A 16,527-nucleotide genomic window follows, 5' to 3' on the forward strand; every position below is an offset into this window, starting at 1 on the left:
TTTTTCGTGGTGCGCTATGAGGCGATGATCGGCAGCTTTCTCGGGGAGACCGCCGCGCGGCTTCGGCGGGTTTTTGACTATGCACGGACGACGCCCTGCGTGCTGTTTTTCGACGAGTTCGACGCCGTCGGCAAGGAGAGGGGCGACACGCATGAAACCGGCGAAATCAAGCGGGTTGTGACTTCGCTCTTGATGCAAATCGACGATCTTCCCAGCTATGTCGTGGTCCTGGCTGCGACCAACCACGCGGAGCTTCTGGACCGCGCGGTCTGGCGGCGGTTCCAGCTGCGCTTGACGCTGCCCGCGCCGACGCAAAAGCAGCTCGCATCCTTCCTGTCTGCGAAGGCGCAGCGCCTTGAGCTAAAGCTCGGCGTCAGCACCGAGCAGATCGCCAAGACGTTGGGGCGCGTCAGCTATAGCGAGGCCGAAGAATTCTTCGCGGACGTGCTCCGTCGCCGGGTCCTGTCAGGGGACGGGCAGAGCGTGGTGGAAACAGTGCGTGAACAGATGAAAATCTGGATCGAGCGCGCCGGCAGGGGCACACACCGAAGCAAGGTTGAGAGCGATGCCGGATCGTCCTCTTCTTAATCTTCCGGCGCCTGAACCTTTTACGATGCGCGGACGCGGCGGCGGCGGGGCGAGCATCAGTCGCCCCTCGCGGGACCGGCAGCGGGAGCGCATTGATCCGCGCTTTGAACGTCTCAGCCGCCTGATCGATGATCCGCAGCGCATCCTGGAGCTAACCGGCGATCCCGCTTCCATCGCGCCGGAGCGGGCGATCGTTTTCGAAGTCGAAGGAGCCCTTGAGGACTTTTACGCGCAGGCGCGCGCTCTCGGCTTCGAGTATCTGGGAGATTACGAGGACGATTTCGATCCCAGCGACGATTTCTTTGACGAAGATCATCCGGATAAGATTCTCGGCGGGCGCGTCTATCTGGCTATGCCGGACGTTCAGGCGCTCCGGGAGCTGCTGAGCCTGTGGAACCGCTTCAAGACCGGTCAGCGGATGCCGAACGGACGGGGCGCGTGGCGCGAACTGTTCTCCCGGCTCATCGATGTCCGCGCGTGGGGACCCCAAGACCGGATTCCGCTGGAGACGGTGCGGGCGTTTGAGGAGGAACTGGAGCGCGACCCGGGCGCGCCGGTTCGCTTTGAAGTGGAACTCTGGTTTCATAGCAATGAAGCCCGGCGGGCCCAGGCGCTTGACCGGCTTACGGCAGAGCTCGCCGGCGCCGGCGGGTCGCTGATCGATCACGTCGTGGTGCCGGAGATTCATTACGACGCGGCGCTTGTCGATCTCCCCGCGGCGTCGGTGAGAGACCTTCTGGACAATCCCGATGTCGGCCTCGCCCGCGCCGACGAGGTGATGTTCCTGCGTCCGCAGTCTGTAGCGCGGGCGCCCGCGAGCGAGAATGATGGCGAAGACGGGCCCGCCGCTATTGACGCGCCCGTCTTCGTGTCGAACGAGCCCGTCGCTGCGCTTCTTGACGGCCTGCCCGTCGAAAACCACGCGCGGCTTGCCGGACGCCTGCGGGTCGATGATCCGGAAGGGCTTGCCGCGATATATCCGGTGGCGCAGCGCGAGCACGGCACCGAGATGGCCTCCCTCATCCTGCACGGCGATCTCAATCACGGGGAAGCGCCGCTGCCGCGGCCGCTTTATGTCCGGCCCGTGTTCCAGCCTACCGGCAATGGCGAACGCACGCCCTACGACCGGCTTCTCGTCGATGTCATTCATCAGGCCGTGCGCCGCATCAAGGCGGGGGATGGAGACGAGCCGGCAGCGGCGCCGCAGGTCGTCCTGATCAACCTTTCGCTTGCGGACGAAAAGCGCCCCTTCGCCCGCATCATGAGCCCCCTGGGCCGCCTGCTCGATTATCTGAGCTGGCGGTACGGTGTGCTGTTTCTCGTCAGCGCCGGGAATATCACCGACCGTTTGCCGATCGACGGATATGCCACGTGGGGAGACTTCGAAGACGCCACGCCCGAGGATCGTGAAAGGGCAGTGTTCGCGTCCTTGAACGCGCAAAAGAGCCAGCGCACCTTGCTGTCTCCGGCTGAGGCGATGAACGCCCTGACCATCGGGGCGGCGCACGCGGGATCGGCGTTCAACGGCACCCTTGCGGCAGGGCGCATCGATCCGTTCACGACGGACGACGTCGCCAACATCATTTCCGCGATGGGGCTGGGCTTCAAGAAAGTCGTCAAACCCGAGCTGCTTTTCAGCGGCGGCCGGGCGCCCGTGACGATGGTCGCTTCCGGAGAACAGCTAGAGGTCAGGCCGGTCAACGCCGGCGCCCGGCAGTTCGGATTGAAGGCGGCCAAGCCGTCGCCTGCGGGAGCCACCAACTACGAAGATTTCACCTGGGGCACGAGCGCGGCAACGGCGCTTGCCACCCGTGCGGCACATCGCATCCACGATGCGCTGATGGACCGCGCGGGCGGCTCGATGCATGCTGACGCCACCATTGATCAGCTCCCTCTGCTGCTGAAGGCATTGATGGTCCACGGCGCGCGCTGGAGCAACAAAGGCGCCATGCTGGACGGGTTTTTCGGTCCCCAGGGACAGGGTTCTCATCTGGCGCGCCGGGACGACATCGCGCGGATTCTCGGCTATGGCGTCCCGGATATCCAGCGAGTTATCGACTGCACGGAAAACAGGGCAACCCTGCTCGGCGCCGGATCAATTAGCGCCGACAGTGCCGTGCTGTACCGGATACCGCTGCCTGACGGCCTCGACGGCGTCCGGGCCCTGCGCTCGCTCACCACAACGCTGGCCTGGTTTTCGCCGATGAACCCGCGCCACCAGGGTTATCGCATGGCGGCGCTCGATATCAGTGCCGCAGGGGACGACAGGTATTGGATGGCCGATTCTCGCGATTCCGCACAGCCGACCGATAAGGCCATCGTTCGGGGAACGGTCTGTCACGAACGCCGGACAGGGGAAGACGCGCGCGTGTTCGTTGACGACGGACATCTGCTGCTGAGGGTTTCTTGCCGTGCTCCTGCGGGCGTGCTCGCCGGCCCTGTTCCCTATGCCTTGGCCGTCAGCTTTGAAGTTGCTGTAGGGGCCGGAATCCAGGTCTACGAACAAGTGCGGGCCCGGCTGGCCGTGCCCGTACGGGCGGGCGCCCCTAGCTGACGGGGCTATGAGATAGCAGGAGCCGAGGCGAAGAGCGGGTATCGACAACGCAGTCCCCAGGGGCGCGACCGTCGCGATATTCCACAGAGGAACCCAGATGAGAGAGTGGGCGCATGGCGGACGAGACCAAGCTGCTGGAATTGATTGCCGTCTGCGACGACCCCCGAAAGCTGCGCGTATGGATCGAAAACGCGCGCAAGGAACGGCGCGCCGATATCGAAGCCGCCGCCTTTCGCCGGCTGGTGGCGAACCTTCCGAAGGAAAAGCCCGGGACGGTAGAGCACGATTTTTGGAGGACCATCCACGCCTTCGAGCATGTCCTGAGCGAGGAACGCGGCAAGACCACGCGGCTTGCGAGGACGCGGCAGAAAGTGGCGCGCGTCGGCGAAATCGCGACGCTGACGGACTGGGCGACCAGCACCAAGAGCACGGACGGCTTCGACATGCTGCTGGAACGCAAGATGCCGGAGCTCACAGGAGAGGCCATCGTGCTGCGGCACGCAGAGCGGTTCGACACTGCGGTCGTGGAGGCCGCGCGCCGGCGCCTTGAAGGGGCGGGCATCGATGTAGCGTCCCTGCCTGCCAGCGTTTTCTAACCAGGGCGCATCCCTTACGGGCCGGGCTCTACGATGCTGCGGCGCAGCTGTGCGGAGCCGTCCCATCTCCGGCCCATGCGGGTGACGATCCCTTGCGCGAAGAAGAAGCTCTGGAACCCATCACCAAAGCAGGAGCTTTCGTCCAGATCGCCGTCGCCCTCATCGGGTGAGGCGACGGACGGCTCCAGACGAAGCAGGCTTTGCCGGGACATGGCAAACTGCGCAAACGTTGAGCCCGAGGCTCATTTTGTACGCTGAAGGACGCGGTAGATATCCTCATACGTGAAGGCCGTGCTGCGGCCGATCAGGAAGGATGGGGCGAACCTCTCGATAAGGCCTTGGCCTGGGTCGAGAATCGCCCTGATATCTCTCCGTATCTGCTTTAGCTGCGCACTTGTCCGGTCAGCGATTCGATCCCGTTCCAGAATGGCTGTGACCATTCATCCTGACGGCGTTCGCGCGCCTTGCCCCGGCAATGCGTGCGGATGTAACGCACCGGCGCTTGCAGGAATATGTAGAGCGCCGTCGTGCACCCACCCACAAAGACGAGCCGGGCACGGAGCTCATCGCCGAGAGCGACGGCCACGGCTTTCAACATCTCCTTGAGTTGGCCTTGAACCGTCATCCCAGCCTCTGTGCGAGCAGATCGGCGGCCAGCTTGGCTTCGCGCTGATTGCCCAACCTGATGGCGTCGATGAGCGCGAGATAGGCGTAGAGACGTTCGTCCTTCTCAGCTGCTTCCGGCACGCTCTTAAACAATGGCTCGATCGATTGGCCCATTTCCTTTCCGTGGGCATACGGCCACACGCTTAAGAGGGTGCCGGCGCTATGCAGGGATTCCCTGAGGATCGGTGCGGCGAATGCCGTGGGCAAACCACGCTGCATGGCGCCGGGCACCGCAGGAAAGACGAACTTCAAGCCATGAACAATGAACTCGCGCAGGCCGCGCCGGTTTGGCTTTGGACGGCCGGTCTTTCGGTCTTTGGTCGCGATGCCGGATGCAATGCTGCGGTTGATGGAGGCGCTGACTTCGGTCTTGCTGATCCCGAGCGCCGCCTCGATGGCGCGCACGGAATAAGGATCCTCTCCCAGAGTCGATCCATGGCGAGCAACTTGTGAATCGCTATATTGCCCGTCGTCCTCCAAGCTTGCCAGCTTGAGCAGGACGACCACATCCTGGCTCTTCATCATCAGTCGGCACCCGTCCCTTGTCCTAGGACAGAGGACAGAGGATCACGGTCAGCGTTCCGGTGTCAACGGGATTGGCGGTTCTCAGCTCTCCTCGTCAGCCTCAACTTCTTCCCCAAGCTCCTCGTCGTCCGGCTCACCTGCCATTAGCCCGAGCGGGATATCCCCCGCCAGCAGCATCTCCTTGCTGAGCAGGCCGGCATCCTCGAGCGCTTCCATATCGGGAAGATCGCGCAACGTGTCGAAGCCGAAATGCGACAGGAATTCCCTGGTCGTCACATAGGTGTAGGGTGCGCCGGGATGCGGCGAGCGCGGACCGGCGGCGATGAAGCCGAGCCGGCGCAGATGACCGATGGTGTCGCGACTGATCTCCCGGCCGAAGAATTTTCCCAGCTCGCCGCGGGTGATCGGCTGGAAGTAGCCGATGCACAGCAGCACCAGCGCCTCGGACTGCGACAGCGGCTTGGCCTCGCTGGTGCCGAGGCCGGTGGCCACCTTGATCGCCTCAGCAAAGCTCTTGCGGGTGCGGTGCTGCCAGCCGCCGGCGACGGCCACCAGTTCATAGGGCCGGCCGCGCAGCTCGGCGCGAATGTCGTCGATGAGATGATCGAGGCTGCAGTCGCGGCCGACCACTTTTGCCAGCACCTCGCGGGTCACTGGCTCGGGCGAGGCGAAGATCACCGCCTCGACTCGCCCCATCCATTCGCGCCAACGCAGCTCCGGCGGCAGCTGCTTGAGCTCGGCGTCGAAGCTCACCGGGGTTGTCGCACGCCGCGCCATCTCAAAGACCGTAGAGCTTGAAGCTGGAGCGGCCGGTGAGCTCGCGCACCGCGCCCAGCGCCTCGAGGCGTTCGAACAGCCGCCGCGCGCCCCAGCGCGAGAGCTTTGCCGTCGCCAGCGTGCCTGGCACCGCATCGTCGTCGAGCAGCCGGGCGATCGCCTCCCCTGCCCCCTTGGCGCGCAGTTTTGGGGCGACCGCCTGCAGTCGGCCGGCGCGCGGCACGATCTCGGCGGCACAACGCAGGGCTCGCGCCGCGCCCTGCGCCACGGCGAGGCAGACGGCGGCGTCGAAACCGGCGTCATTCGAACGAAGGCGCCCTCCCCGGCCGGCACCGCGGAAGGCGGCGCCGTGCGCCTCGGCCATCAATAGCGGCACCGGCAGCGGCCAGCGCAACCGCAGCGCCACCACCTGGTCGGCCAGCCACCAGCCGAGCAGGCCGGCATTCGGCGCCGTGGTGTCGACGGCTCGGAGGATCGCCGCGGCGACGAGCGGCGCGGGACGACCGCCGCTGAGCTGGCGGTCGATCTCTTCCGGAAGAGAGGCCAACCCTTCACCCCGGCTGATGCCCAGCAGCGCACCGGTCGATTGAAGGACTGTTGCATCGACGCCCGGGGAGCGCTCGGCGAGGCGCCGCCAGGCGGCCAGCAGCCGGCCGGCGGGACCCGGATCGCCATCGGCGGGGCGCAGCATCCAGGCATCGCGCAGCGCCGCCTCGTCCTCGGCACGACCCGACTGGCGCACCGCCGCGGCGGCGCAGCTCAGCGCCAGCCGCGCGCGCCAGGCGCCGGCCCAGGGCGGGTTCGATCGCACCAGATTATCGAGGGACGTCAACGCTCCGCCGGCGAGAAACGCCGCCTCGACCGGGTCGGTCACCGGGCCGCGCGGGACCGCCCAGCCGGGGACAGTTGGCACGGCGAGCGGCGTCGGAGAGAGCGGAATCGGCGCAAGATCCATGACGGAAGCCTAGCCGCGTTGTGCGCTTTCGTCTAGGTTATCGAGCATCAACCGCACAACCTGTCGTCGAATAATAAGGTCCGATAATCTTGCATTATCGGACGTCTTACACCTTTATAGAGAGAGTCCGGCGAATCCGGGCAAAATCGCCCCTGGATCGCTGGAATTTGCGTCGTTGACCCGTCAGAATTCGCGCCTATATAGCTAGACAGTCTAGCCAGGAGCGCGCAAACATGGAATGGCCGCTGCAGGACGCCAAGAACCAGTTCTCCCGGGTCGTCCAGAAGGCGCGCAGCGAGGGCCCGCAGATCGTCACCCTGCGCGGCGAGCGCGCCGCCGTCGTGCTCTCGGCCGCCGACTACGACGCGCTGCGCGCCGGCCGGCCGAGCCTCGTCGATGACCTGCTCGCCGGCCCGGCCTGGGACGACGAGCTCGCCGAGGCCGTCAGCACTCGGGCGAAGGCGCCGAGCCGCGACGTCGCGCTCTGATGTACCTCGTCGACACCAACATCATCTCCGAGGCCCGCCGCGGCGCGCCGCAGGCGCTCGCCTGGCTCCGCGCGGTCGATCCCGGCAGCGTGCATCTCAGCACCCTGACGCTCGGCGAGATCATGCGCGGCATTGCGCTGAAGCAGAAATCCGATCCGAGGGCCGCCGGGCATCTCGCCGAGTGGCTGCGCAAGATCCGCCACGACCACGCCGAGCGCATCCTGCCGGTCACCGATCCGATCTCGGTCGAGTGGGGCCGCATCGCCGCGATCCGGCCGCGCGGCGATATCGACGGGCTGATCGCCGCCACGGCGATCGTCCACGACCTGATCCTCGTCACCCGCAATGTAGTGGATTTCGAGGACACCGGGGCTTCGGTCGTCAATCCCTGGGAGACCGCGAGCTGATGCAGGAGGCAGCCGGGCATCGCCACGTCCCGCGAGCGACGCTACTCCCTCGGGATGAGGCCGCTTTCGATAAAGTGCCCATACATCTGCGGGTACGGCATCGATGCCGCGATCGCCGGGTCCATCTGTTTCAGGACCACGGGTTCGCCTTGCCGGCCGGGCCAGAGCTGGATCCGATAGTGGTCATCGTCCAGCTCGCTTTCCCCTTCCTCAATTTCCCTCAAGCCGCCGTAGGAGACGCGGACCCGATAGGTGCCGGGCTCGAGGTCGAAGCGCTTCGCCTCCTTGAACGCGGAGATCCCGTCGCTTCCAAGACGCAAGCCGTCAGCGCCGACGCGGATCGCAGCCTCGACAACGTGCTCCCACCTGTCAAAATCCTCCTGTGGCGCGCGCTCGGAGATCTCGACGGCGACGGTGACGTCCCATTCCCGCGCCGTGAAGATCGTCACGGCGCCGTCGCGAGAACCGAGCATGCGCAGGCTTTCGGCATGGGTGAGCTCGGCCGGCGACGTGCCCGTGTCGGGGGCTTCCCCCACCAGGTAGATGAGACCGAACTCGGCGTCGAGCTCAAGATCATAGCGGCGCGGATTCATGCTGCGTCACTCCCGCAATCGGCTGGCATCGTCATGGACAGCCACCACTAACAGTTGCAGGGCACGGAGGTAAATTGATGACTGAAGAGCCAGGCGGCGAAGACAGCCGGGTTGCCGGGGACGCCCCCTCCCCTCTCCCGGCTGTTTCTGACCAATCGCCGGCGTCCTCGCTGCCGGCTCATCTCGGGAAGCTCGCTGACCGCGCCCGCGAGTATGTCGACGCGGCGAGCTCGTCCAACACCCGCAAGGCCTATGGCTCCGATTGGCGGCATTTCTCGGGGTGGTGCCGGCGCCAAGGGCTCGAGGTCTTCCCGCCCTCGCCTCAGGTCGTCGGCCTCTACATCACCGCCTGCGCCTCCGGCGCCGCGACGGCCGACCGCAAGCCGAATGCCGTCTCGACGATCGAGCGACGCTTGTCGGCCCTGACCTGGAACTATACGCAGTGCGGCACGCCGCTCGACCGGACCGATCGGCACATCGCGACCGTGCTTGCGGGCATCCGCAACACCCATGCCGCCCCGCCCCGCCAGAAGGAGGCGGTCCTGCCTGAGAACGTCATCGCCATGCTGGAGACGCTCGATCGCGCATCGCTACGGGGGTTACGCGACCGCGCCATGCTGCTGCTGGGCTTTGCCGGCGGCCTGCGCCGATCCGAGGTCGTCGGTCTCGACCTGCACCGTGACGACACCGAGGATGGTGGCGGATGGATCGAGATCCTCAAGAAGGGCATGATCGTCACGCTGCGCGGCAAGAACGGCTGGCGCGAGGTCGAGATCGGTCGCGGCTCGTCGGACGCGACCTGCCCGGTCGTGGCCCTCGAAACCTGGCTGAAGCTGGCGAAGATCGGCCACGGCCCCCTCTTTCGGCGCGTCACCGGGCAAGGCAAGAACGTCGGCCCGGACAGGCTGACCGACAAGCAGGTGGCTCGCCTGGTCAAGCGGACGGCGCTGGCCGCCGGGGTGAGAGGCGACCTCACGGAGGGCGAGCGCAAGCAGAAATTCGCCGGCCATTCGTTACGCGCTGGTCTCGCCTCCTCGGCCGAAGTTGACGAGCGCTACGTCCAGAAGCAGCTCGGTCACGCGAGTGCGGAAATGACCCGCCGCTACCAACGCCGGCGTGACCGCTTCCGGGTGAACCTCACCAAGGCCGCCGGCCTCTGATCCCGCCCTTCCCGCTCAGGAATTCAGCGGCGGCCGTCCGGAGAGCTCCGGCGAAGCACTCGCCTTGCTCATCACGTCACCGATCGCCAGGCGCAGCTCATCCTGGGCGTCGCTCGCGCTGACGTTCGCGGTGAAGGCCGCCAACGCTGCGAGCTTGAGCGCGGCAACCATGGTGGCTTCGCTTCCCAGATCCCGTGGCATTGTCGGGTTCCGATTGTCCTTCAGAACGGCCATCGCCGAGTGCGTGAGGGTACGGCCGAGTTGATCGATCAGGCTGCCGAATTTATCGATCTCGACATCACTTTGTGACCGGCTTGGGCGGTCGGCCTGAGGGGCGTTCTTCACCGCGAGCGTCACCTCTCCGACTGCGGCGTCGACCAAGCCGACGAGCTCGCCTGCGCGGGCATCCAGCTCGTCCCATGGAATGCACCTCGTTCCGAGGCCGTGCTGCGCACGGAGCTCCGCAGGGCTGTTGGACCGTATGCTGGCGTGAATGGTCAAACCCGAGCGATCATCCCCAAAGATCGTCATGATCCGAACACGAGCCGGGCGATTGCCGAGGCTGCGCAATTGCTCGGCGCGATCAAGGGCTGCGGCGATCGCGGCGCCAACCGATGTTGAACTTCCGGTCAAATCGCCCTCTCCTTTCGCATTCCCCGGAAAAGCCTAGCTGAGTCGTATCCGCTGACAGAGTCATTCCCACCCACGGCCTGGATCTTTCGGCCGCTTTTCCAGAAGCTTCCGGAGCTCGGAGCTCGCCAGGACGCCGCCAGATCCACCCTGTTGCCGCGGCCCGCTGGGCCCGTCGGCGGCTTCCGGGCGTGCCGCAGGCGGTTTCGAGGCATCGAGCTTGGCGCGCAGCAAAGCCATCACCATCGGCCAGGTCGAGAATTTGCCGGCTCGGGCCCGCTCCGTCAGGCTGCGCAGGTAGCCGCCGGCGCTGTTGATTTGGTCGGCGCGCTGATACATCGCCGCCAGCGTGATCCCGGCCTGTTGCTCGCCGAGGACCTCGCGGGCCTCCCTCCAGGCGCTCGGACTGATCCCCAGCATCGGCCGGGCAAGCTCCGCGGCGGCTAGAAAATCGCGCCAGTGGCGGATTTGACCGCCCTGGGCCAGCTCACGCAGGTTCGAGCAGGCGTCCAGCACGATCCCCAATGGCAGGTCACGCTTCGGCAGGCTCCGGAGCTTGTCGTTTTCCTCAGCGTTGCCGCCTGCTTCTTTCTTATCTCGATAGCCATCTTCAGATTCAGAAAGGGAGTCTGGATTTGAATTCTGTATGTGGCGACCAGAATGGGACTCATTGGCGTCCATATTCTGGGAATCTGCGAATGATTCCAGTACGTCACGGATATCCCGCCAGAGCGCCTCGAGCTCCTCGCAGATGCTCTCCACGATCTGCCGTGGGGCCGAACGTGGTAAACGGTTCATTACCGCCTGAAAGCTCTGCTGCACCCTGCCCCAATTGCCCGGCACGCTTTCCTCGATGCCGGTGTCGATCATCTTGACGATATCCCGGCGCAGGAGCGTCAGCCGCTCCTTGGCCACACGGAAGGCCCGCTTCTCGGCCTGCACGGCTTCCGCCAGGTCCTTGAACTCGGCTGCGCGCGCGACGATCGGCGAGAGATCGAAGCCGAACGCCTGCTCGATCTGACCTCCCCGCCCCTTCCGGGCGTAGCGCTTCCCGTTCGGGCTATCCCTTCGAATGATCAGCCCACACTCGACGAGAACGCCGAGATGCCGGCGAAGGGTCGTCGGTGGCATGCCGTTGGCGCGCGCCATCAGTTGCTCGTTCGACGGCCATACGACGATATCGCTATCGCCGGTGAGTGCCGTCTCCTGATGGAACGACAACAGGGCATTCAGGATCGCAAGCGCGCGATCTGTTGCTCCGACGAGATCACGCGCCTCCCGGATGTGTTGGAAGGTCTGCCACTTATGGACGACGGCGTCCTTCGGCGCCGTGCGTGCCTTCACCTGGCTAGCAATTTGGCCAAGTGTCATCGTTCGCCGCCCGAAGGGCGTCGTCGCAATGTATTCCGTCATGGTTTTGCCCTTCAGCTTTTAGGCAAAGCGAAAGCGCTCACCAAAACGGCGCCCAATCTCCTCTCGGAGACTCTTGACTGTGATTCGCGGAAGTGAGATTCTCGTTGTCGCCAAACGAACGAGAGAGGCTTCCGGGACGCTGTTTCGGGGGCCTTTCTTTTTACCGCATGCTACCTCTTCGTTTGTTGCACCTGTCCGATGCGGCCGAGGCCGTCACCCTCCCAGCGCGTCGCCCAAACCTTGTCAGCTGACAAGGTTTTCACACCGCGCTGAAATCATCCTTCACCCTCGCGGGCGAAAAAGCGTTCCAAGAGAGCCGGCAGCTCCTCCTCGACGAAATCGCTGAATGCCGGCGCATACTCCGTCGCGACTGCAAGCTTGATATCGCCCACGGAGAAGGTCGCCCTTCCGACGATCTGTCCCGACGGGGCCTTCATCTCGACCTGCGTCCGCGTTCGGCTCGCAGGCTTTTTCAGCGCAGCGAGGGCGCGTTTGAACCTCTCATCCGACGGCTGCCCCGAAACCTTGTCAGCTGACAAGGTTTCGCGAACCCGAGCCAGTGCCGATGGGTCTTCACCAAGGGCCGACGCCAACGAGATCCACCGTGGCCGGCCCACTTTTGGCGCGCGGCCAATCGCCTCAATCACGTCCACCGGAATAGCGCGGCAAACTGATCTCATGCGCGCCAATTCAGGATCATCGATCGACAACGCCGCCCGAATATCCCGCGCCTTTATGCCGGCCGCATCCATTCGCCACGCGAACAACGCGCGCTCGATCCAGCTGAGGTCCTGCCGCGCAGCATTCTCGATGCCTTGCGCCACGACAAGCTCGCTGTCGGACAACGACAGAATCGTCGCTTTGACTCTGATGCCAAGCTCCGATGCCGCGCGCCAGCGACGGTGCCCATAGACAACCTGGTAGCGGCCTTCCGAGGCAGGATGCCGTCGAACCTGAATCGGGACCTTCTGACCCTCGTCCTGGATCAGCTTCTTCAACGCCTCGAACGGGGTCTCGTTGTCGTCGGGTAGCCTGTCCGGAAACGGCGATGGATCGATCAAATTTGGATCGAGTTCCGATCCACCACCCGCCTCGACAAGTGCGCGCAGATTGTCGCGCTCCTCTCGCAGCTCCGTGAGCGATCGCTGTGTTGCGCCAATTACCCCCGCGCCTACACGCGCGACCGGTTGCACCGGCGGCGCCGATGCGTCCTTCTGTCCAGACGGATTTGGAGCTTCCGCCTCCGGCTGGGAGAAGGCTCCGAAGCTTGCGAGAATCGACTTGCCTGCCGAACGCTTCGCCATCAACTCCGCCCCCAGCTCTGCTTGATCAGACCGAGGATTTGGTCATTGACGGCGTCGATCGACTCTCGAGCACGCTTCGCAGTCGTTGCCGAGATATTCCCGGATTCAAGCTCATAGAGCGTGCGCTTTGCCAAGCCGGCCGTTTCGATCGCAGCGCTTTCAATCGCCGTCGACGTCAACACATCCTCGTTGAAGAGATGGCGCAGCATCGAGACGACATGGACCTGAGAATGATCCATGGGATCATGTCTCGTGACGACATAGCGCAGGAAATCCTGCTTCATGGTCGCGCCGGCATCCCGAATAACCGAAATCAGATCGCCCATCATTAGAAGGAATTGGCTCATCGACATGACGTCGAGCATCGCAGGATGAACCGTGACGAGAAGGCCCGTCGCGGCGTAAATCGCGCCTAGCGTCAGAAAGCCAAGGGAAGGGGGGGTGTCCAGAATGACGACGTCGTACCGATCCTCAACGTCCGCCAAGGCGAGACGCAACCGCTCGAAAAAGATGCTGTCATCGCCGGCCCGCCGCTGCTGCGACAGGAACCGGGGCGTCTCATGCTCATACTCCATGACCTCGATATTCCCCGGGATCAGATCGATACCGGTGAAGTACGTCTGCCTGATTATCTCAGAGATTGGACGACGCTCCTCGTCGTATCTCAGAGCCGCATAGATCGTCTCATTTTGCCGAACGTCCATTTCCGGCTGCGCGCCGAACATTGCGGACAGCGATGCTTGGGGGTCGAGATCAATGGCCAGGACGCGATAGCCGTAGAGCGCGAGGTAGTGCGCGAGATGCGCACTCGTCGTCGTTTTTGCGCTCCCGCCTTTGAAATTGGCGACAGCCAAAATTTGCAGATGCTCCCCCTCGCGGCGATGCGGCAGAAATCTCAACGCCTCGGCCGCTCGTTGAGCAGCGAACAGCTCGCGAAGTTCGTTGATCTGCGCCAACGTGTAGACACGATGGTTGTTGTCGAGCCGGGCAGGGACGGGGCCTTTCCCCTCGTTCGACATCAGCTTCAAGGTCGACTCGGGAATGGACGTCAGCCGAGACACCTCATGGATCATGAAGGTTCTGAGGCTCTTCTGTGCGTCCGGCGGGTACATCTGCTGGCGTCGCGCCTGCAGGTGTTCCGAAAGCAGGCCAGCGTGCCGAACGATCTTGTCGGCTGGGTCTTCGCTCTGCATGCTGATTGCGGCTTGCACAGCCATTGTCGATTCCAGTCCTAATTGTCGGCCTAAGTGCGACTTATCGGCCTTTGCCCGACAACAGATAGGCCACGATTCTGCGGATGCGTCCAGCGCTTTAAGGTTAACGGCTCGTTAACGCGAGACCTCACCGGCCCTCCTTTCCCGCCACTTTATCGCGTTGAATCAGTTATTTAGCCGGCCGCGCAGCTCCGGCATCAAGTGTAGCGACTAGTAAATCTATTAGTGTTGGAAGTCCGATTTCGGACGTTTCTCGCCCTCGATTTCCGCGTTCTCAGGGCGACTCAGCGCAGCTTCCGTCGAGTCGCACTCATAATTTCGCTAGTCGCGGCCATCTGCGCAAACGTGCCTCCTGTCTCCGAACACACTCGAATCGGAGCAATACTGATGCGGGCACTGGCTATTCCTGCCGATACGCATGATGACTTTGTTGATCTTGTCGATTCCATGCATCGACTTCGCGCCCGCGTCTTCAAGGAGCGATTGGGTTGGGCGGTCGACGTGCGGGACGGTCGCGAGAGCGACCAGTTCGACGGCTTCTCGCCGACCTACATCGTCGCGCTATCCTCCAGTTCGCAGGTCGTCGGCTGCGCCAGGCTGCTCCCGGCGACCGGGCCGACCATGATGGACGTGCTCTTCCCGGACCTGGCGGCCTCCGGCCTCTACAAGCCAAACGCCTTCATGATCGAGAGCTCGCGCTTTTGCGTCGACACGGCGCTCGACGAGGGAAGGGCAGGGGGATCGCTCCACGACGCCACGCTGACCATGTTCGCCGCGATCATCGAATGGGCGATGGTGAGCGGTTATCGCGAAATCGTCACCGGTACCGACCTTCGCGTCGAACGCATCCTCAACCGCGCCGGTTGGCCAATGAAGCGGCTAGGGGAGCCGCGAAGGATCGGGGAGACGACCGCCGTCGCCGGCATCCTGCCTGCCGACCGACGCAGCTTCGAACGCGTCCGACCCGCCTCGTATTTCTCGACCTTCTGCCCGCAGCTGCGCGCGGCCTGAGCGAGGAGGACGGCCATGGCCCAGCTTCGTTCCCATCCGCGCCTGGTCCGCAAACTGCAGGAGGCGCTCGGCGATCAGCTCTGCATCGCCCTCGATGACGCCACCGTCGTCGAGATCATGCTCAACCCCGACGGGCGCCTCTTCATCGAGCGCCTCGGCCATGGCGTCGCGCCTGCCGGGCAGATGAACGCCGCCACCGCCGAGATCGTCATCGGCAGCGTCGCCCATGCGCTGCATTCCGAGGCCGACGAGGATCGCCCGATCGTATCGGGCGAGCTGCCGATCGGCGGCCACCGCTTCGAGGGTCTCCTGCCGCCGGTGGTCGCGGCGCCGGCCTTCACCATTCGGCGTCGCGCCTCGCGGCTCATTCCGCTCGACGACTATGTCGCGGCGAAGATCATGACGGAGCATCAGGCCTGCGTGATCCGCAATGCGATCACCTCGCGAATGAACATCGTCATCTCCGGCGGCACCGGCTCGGGCAAGACAACGCTCGCCAATGCGGTCATTGCCGAGGTCGTCGAATCGGCGCCGGACGATCGCATCCTGATCCTGGAGGACACGGCGGAGATCCAGTGCGCGGCGGAGAATGTGGTCGCCCTGCACACAAGCGACGCGATCGACATGGGCCGGCTGCTGAAAAGCACCATGCGCTTGCGTCCCGATCGAATCGTCGTGGGGGAGGTCCGCGACGGCGCCGCGCTCACATTGCTGAAGGCCTGGAACACGGGCCATCCGGGCGGCGTGACGACGATCCATTCCAACACCGCGGAATCCGCGCTGCGGCGCCTCGAGCAGCTCACAGCCGAGGCGAGCCAGCAGCCGATGCACGAAGTCATCGGCGAGGCCGTCGACCTCATCGTCTCGATCGAACGCACGCCGAAGGGCCGCGTCGTCCGCGATGTCCTGCACGTCGAGAGCTTCGTCAATGGCCACTACCGCACCGAATCCTATTCGCCCAAGGAGGAACGCCATGTCGCGTGAACGTCTGTGCAAGCTTGCGCTCGCGGCACTGGCGCTCGCGCTGGTGCTTTCCGAGCCTGCCTTCGCCTCGGGCGGCGGCAGCCTGCCATGGGAAGGCCCGCTGCAGCAGATCCAGCAGTCGATCACCGGGCCGGTCGCCGGCTTCATCGCCTTGGCCGCGGTCGCCGTAGCCGGTGGCATGCTCATCTTCGGCGGCGAGCTCAACGATTTCGCGCGGCGCCTCATGTATGTCGTGCTGGTCGCAGGCATCCTTCTCGGAGCCACCCAGATCGTTGCGCTGTTCGGCGCGAGCGGCGCCTCGATCGGCGACGTCGCGTCCTCGCGCTTGATCGAGCGGGCAGGGGAGGGCGGTCGTGGCTGAACCGGGATCGACCCTCGACCGTTCGCGCATCCATCGGGCGCTGTCGCGCCCGAACCTTCTCCTCGGCGCCGACCGCGAGCTCGTGCTGCTGACGGGCCTCGCCGCGGCGATCCTGATCTTCGTCGTGCTGACGCCCTATTCAGCGCTGTTCGGCATCGCGGTCTGGATCGTGGTGGTGGCGGCGCTGCGGATGATGGCGAAAGCGGACCCGATGATGCGGCGCGTCTATGCCCGCCATGTCGGCTACCGACCGTACTATCGCCCGACGTCGACGCCGTGGCGGCGTTTCTGAGGACCGGCC

The 16,527-nt window shown here is 64.6% G+C and carries 20 protein-coding genes; 10 read left to right on the forward strand and 10 right to left on the reverse strand.

Annotation, left to right across the window (positions count from 1 at the left end; all coding sequences use genetic code 11):
• The 3 genes from U742_RS0101630 to U742_RS0101640 all read left to right on the forward strand — a co-directional run.
• A partial coding sequence (locus tag U742_RS0101630) for an AAA family ATPase (protein WP_038360296.1) occupies window positions 1-588 on the forward strand: 588 nt, incomplete at its 5' end.
• Window positions 566-3,142, forward strand: coding sequence for a S8 family peptidase (locus U742_RS0101635; protein ID WP_081852768.1), 2,577 nt, complete (start codon window positions 566-568; stop codon window positions 3,140-3,142). The genes U742_RS0101630 and U742_RS0101635, both read left to right, overlap by 23 nt.
• A 113-nt stretch (window positions 3,143-3,255) precedes the next feature.
• Window positions 3,256-3,738, forward strand: coding sequence for a hypothetical protein (locus U742_RS0101640; RefSeq protein WP_051660773.1), 483 nt, complete (start codon window positions 3,256-3,258; stop codon window positions 3,736-3,738).
• Window positions 3,739-3,752: 14 nt separating this feature from the next.
• On the opposite strand, the gene U742_RS0101645 is transcribed toward U742_RS0101640, so the two are convergent.
• From U742_RS0101645 to U742_RS0101665, 5 genes are all read right to left on the reverse strand, one after another.
• On the reverse strand, window positions 3,753-3,950 hold the full coding sequence (locus U742_RS0101645) for a hypothetical protein (protein WP_029349410.1): 198 nt from the start codon (window positions 3,948-3,950) through the stop codon (window positions 3,753-3,755).
• A gap of 170 nt (window positions 3,951-4,120) precedes the next feature.
• Window positions 4,121-4,363, reverse strand: a complete 243-nt coding sequence (locus tag U742_RS0101650) for a hypothetical protein (RefSeq protein WP_029349411.1) — start codon at window positions 4,361-4,363, stop codon at window positions 4,121-4,123.
• The gene (locus U742_RS0101655) at window positions 4,360-4,926 is read right to left on the reverse strand and encodes a hypothetical protein (protein ID WP_029349413.1); all 567 of its coding nucleotides are present in this window, start codon (window positions 4,924-4,926) and stop codon (window positions 4,360-4,362) included. Before U742_RS0101655 ends, U742_RS0101650 begins: the two co-directional genes overlap by 4 nt.
• A gap of 84 nt (window positions 4,927-5,010) precedes the next feature.
• Entirely contained in the window at window positions 5,011-5,706 is a 696-nt protein-coding gene (locus tag U742_RS0101660) for an SMC-Scp complex subunit ScpB (RefSeq protein WP_029349415.1), read from the reverse strand.
• Between the two features lies 1 nt (window position 5,707).
• Window positions 5,708-6,661, reverse strand: coding sequence for a DUF1403 family protein (locus tag U742_RS0101665; protein ID WP_029349416.1), 954 nt, complete (start codon window positions 6,659-6,661; stop codon window positions 5,708-5,710).
• Between the two features lie 233 nt (window positions 6,662-6,894).
• Here U742_RS0101665 and U742_RS0101670 point away from each other — a divergent pair, with 233 nt between their 5' ends.
• Together U742_RS0101670 and U742_RS0101675 are read left to right on the forward strand one after the other, a co-directional pair.
• On the forward strand, window positions 6,895-7,149 hold the full coding sequence (locus tag U742_RS0101670; RefSeq protein ID WP_029349417.1) for a type II toxin-antitoxin system Phd/YefM family antitoxin: 255 nt from the start codon (window positions 6,895-6,897) through the stop codon (window positions 7,147-7,149).
• Window positions 7,149-7,556 (forward strand): type II toxin-antitoxin system VapC family toxin, encoded by a 408-nt coding sequence (locus U742_RS0101675; protein ID WP_029349418.1) that lies wholly within the window; start codon window positions 7,149-7,151, stop codon window positions 7,554-7,556. The genes U742_RS0101670 and U742_RS0101675 overlap by 1 nt, the downstream gene beginning before the upstream one ends.
• A gap of 41 nt (window positions 7,557-7,597) precedes the next feature.
• Here U742_RS0101675 and U742_RS22355 read toward each other — a convergent pair whose 3' ends face one another.
• On the reverse strand, window positions 7,598-8,149 hold the full coding sequence (locus U742_RS22355; protein WP_051660774.1) for a hypothetical protein: 552 nt from the start codon (window positions 8,147-8,149) through the stop codon (window positions 7,598-7,600).
• Between the two features lie 77 nt (window positions 8,150-8,226).
• Here U742_RS22355 and U742_RS0101685 point away from each other — a divergent pair, with 77 nt between their 5' ends.
• Entirely contained in the window at window positions 8,227-9,309 is a 1,083-nt protein-coding gene (locus U742_RS0101685; RefSeq protein WP_051660775.1) for a site-specific integrase, read from the forward strand.
• Between the two features lie 15 nt (window positions 9,310-9,324).
• Here U742_RS0101685 and U742_RS0101690 read toward each other — a convergent pair whose 3' ends face one another.
• From U742_RS0101690 to repA, 4 genes are all read right to left on the reverse strand, one after another.
• Complete coding sequence (locus tag U742_RS0101690) at window positions 9,325-9,942, reverse strand: hypothetical protein (RefSeq protein ID WP_156034102.1); 618 nt, start codon at window positions 9,940-9,942, stop codon at window positions 9,325-9,327.
• Window positions 9,943-10,002: 60 nt separating this feature from the next.
• Entirely contained in the window at window positions 10,003-11,352 is a 1,350-nt protein-coding gene (gene repC / locus U742_RS0101695) for a plasmid replication protein RepC (RefSeq protein ID WP_029349425.1), read from the reverse strand.
• A gap of 275 nt (window positions 11,353-11,627) precedes the next feature.
• On the reverse strand, window positions 11,628-12,656 hold the full coding sequence (gene repB / locus U742_RS0101700; protein WP_029349429.1) for a plasmid partitioning protein RepB: 1,029 nt from the start codon (window positions 12,654-12,656) through the stop codon (window positions 11,628-11,630).
• Window positions 12,656-13,873 (reverse strand): plasmid partitioning protein RepA, encoded by a 1,218-nt coding sequence (gene repA, locus U742_RS0101705; protein WP_029349430.1) that lies wholly within the window; start codon window positions 13,871-13,873, stop codon window positions 12,656-12,658. Before repA ends, repB begins: the two co-directional genes overlap by 1 nt.
• Before the next feature lie 384 nt (window positions 13,874-14,257).
• On the opposite strand from repA, the gene traI reads away from it, so the two are divergent.
• Genes traI through U742_RS0101725 form a run of 4 tightly spaced genes read left to right on the forward strand, consistent with a single transcriptional unit; the run spans window position 14,258 to window position 16,518 of the window.
• Window positions 14,258-14,881: an acyl-homoserine-lactone synthase gene (gene traI / locus U742_RS0101710; RefSeq protein WP_029349433.1), complete on the forward strand. Its 624-nt coding sequence runs from the start codon at window positions 14,258-14,260 to the stop codon at window positions 14,879-14,881.
• Window positions 14,882-14,896: 15 nt separating this feature from the next.
• Entirely contained in the window at window positions 14,897-15,865 is a 969-nt protein-coding gene (trbB, locus tag U742_RS0101715; RefSeq protein ID WP_029349434.1) for a P-type conjugative transfer ATPase TrbB, read from the forward strand.
• Window positions 15,855-16,226: a TrbC/VirB2 family protein gene (locus U742_RS0101720; RefSeq protein ID WP_029349437.1), complete on the forward strand. Its 372-nt coding sequence runs from the start codon at window positions 15,855-15,857 to the stop codon at window positions 16,224-16,226. The genes trbB and U742_RS0101720 overlap by 11 nt, the downstream gene beginning before the upstream one ends.
• Window positions 16,219-16,518, forward strand: coding sequence for a conjugal transfer protein TrbD (locus tag U742_RS0101725; protein WP_029349440.1), 300 nt, complete (start codon window positions 16,219-16,221; stop codon window positions 16,516-16,518). Before U742_RS0101720 ends, U742_RS0101725 begins: the two co-directional genes overlap by 8 nt.
• Window positions 16,519-16,527: the final 9 nt, after the last annotated feature.

Origin of the sequence: Allobosea sp. 117, from assembly GCF_000702305.1 — a bacterium.
In the GTDB taxonomy this organism is placed as follows: domain Bacteria; phylum Pseudomonadota; class Alphaproteobacteria; order Rhizobiales; family Xanthobacteraceae; genus Ancylobacter.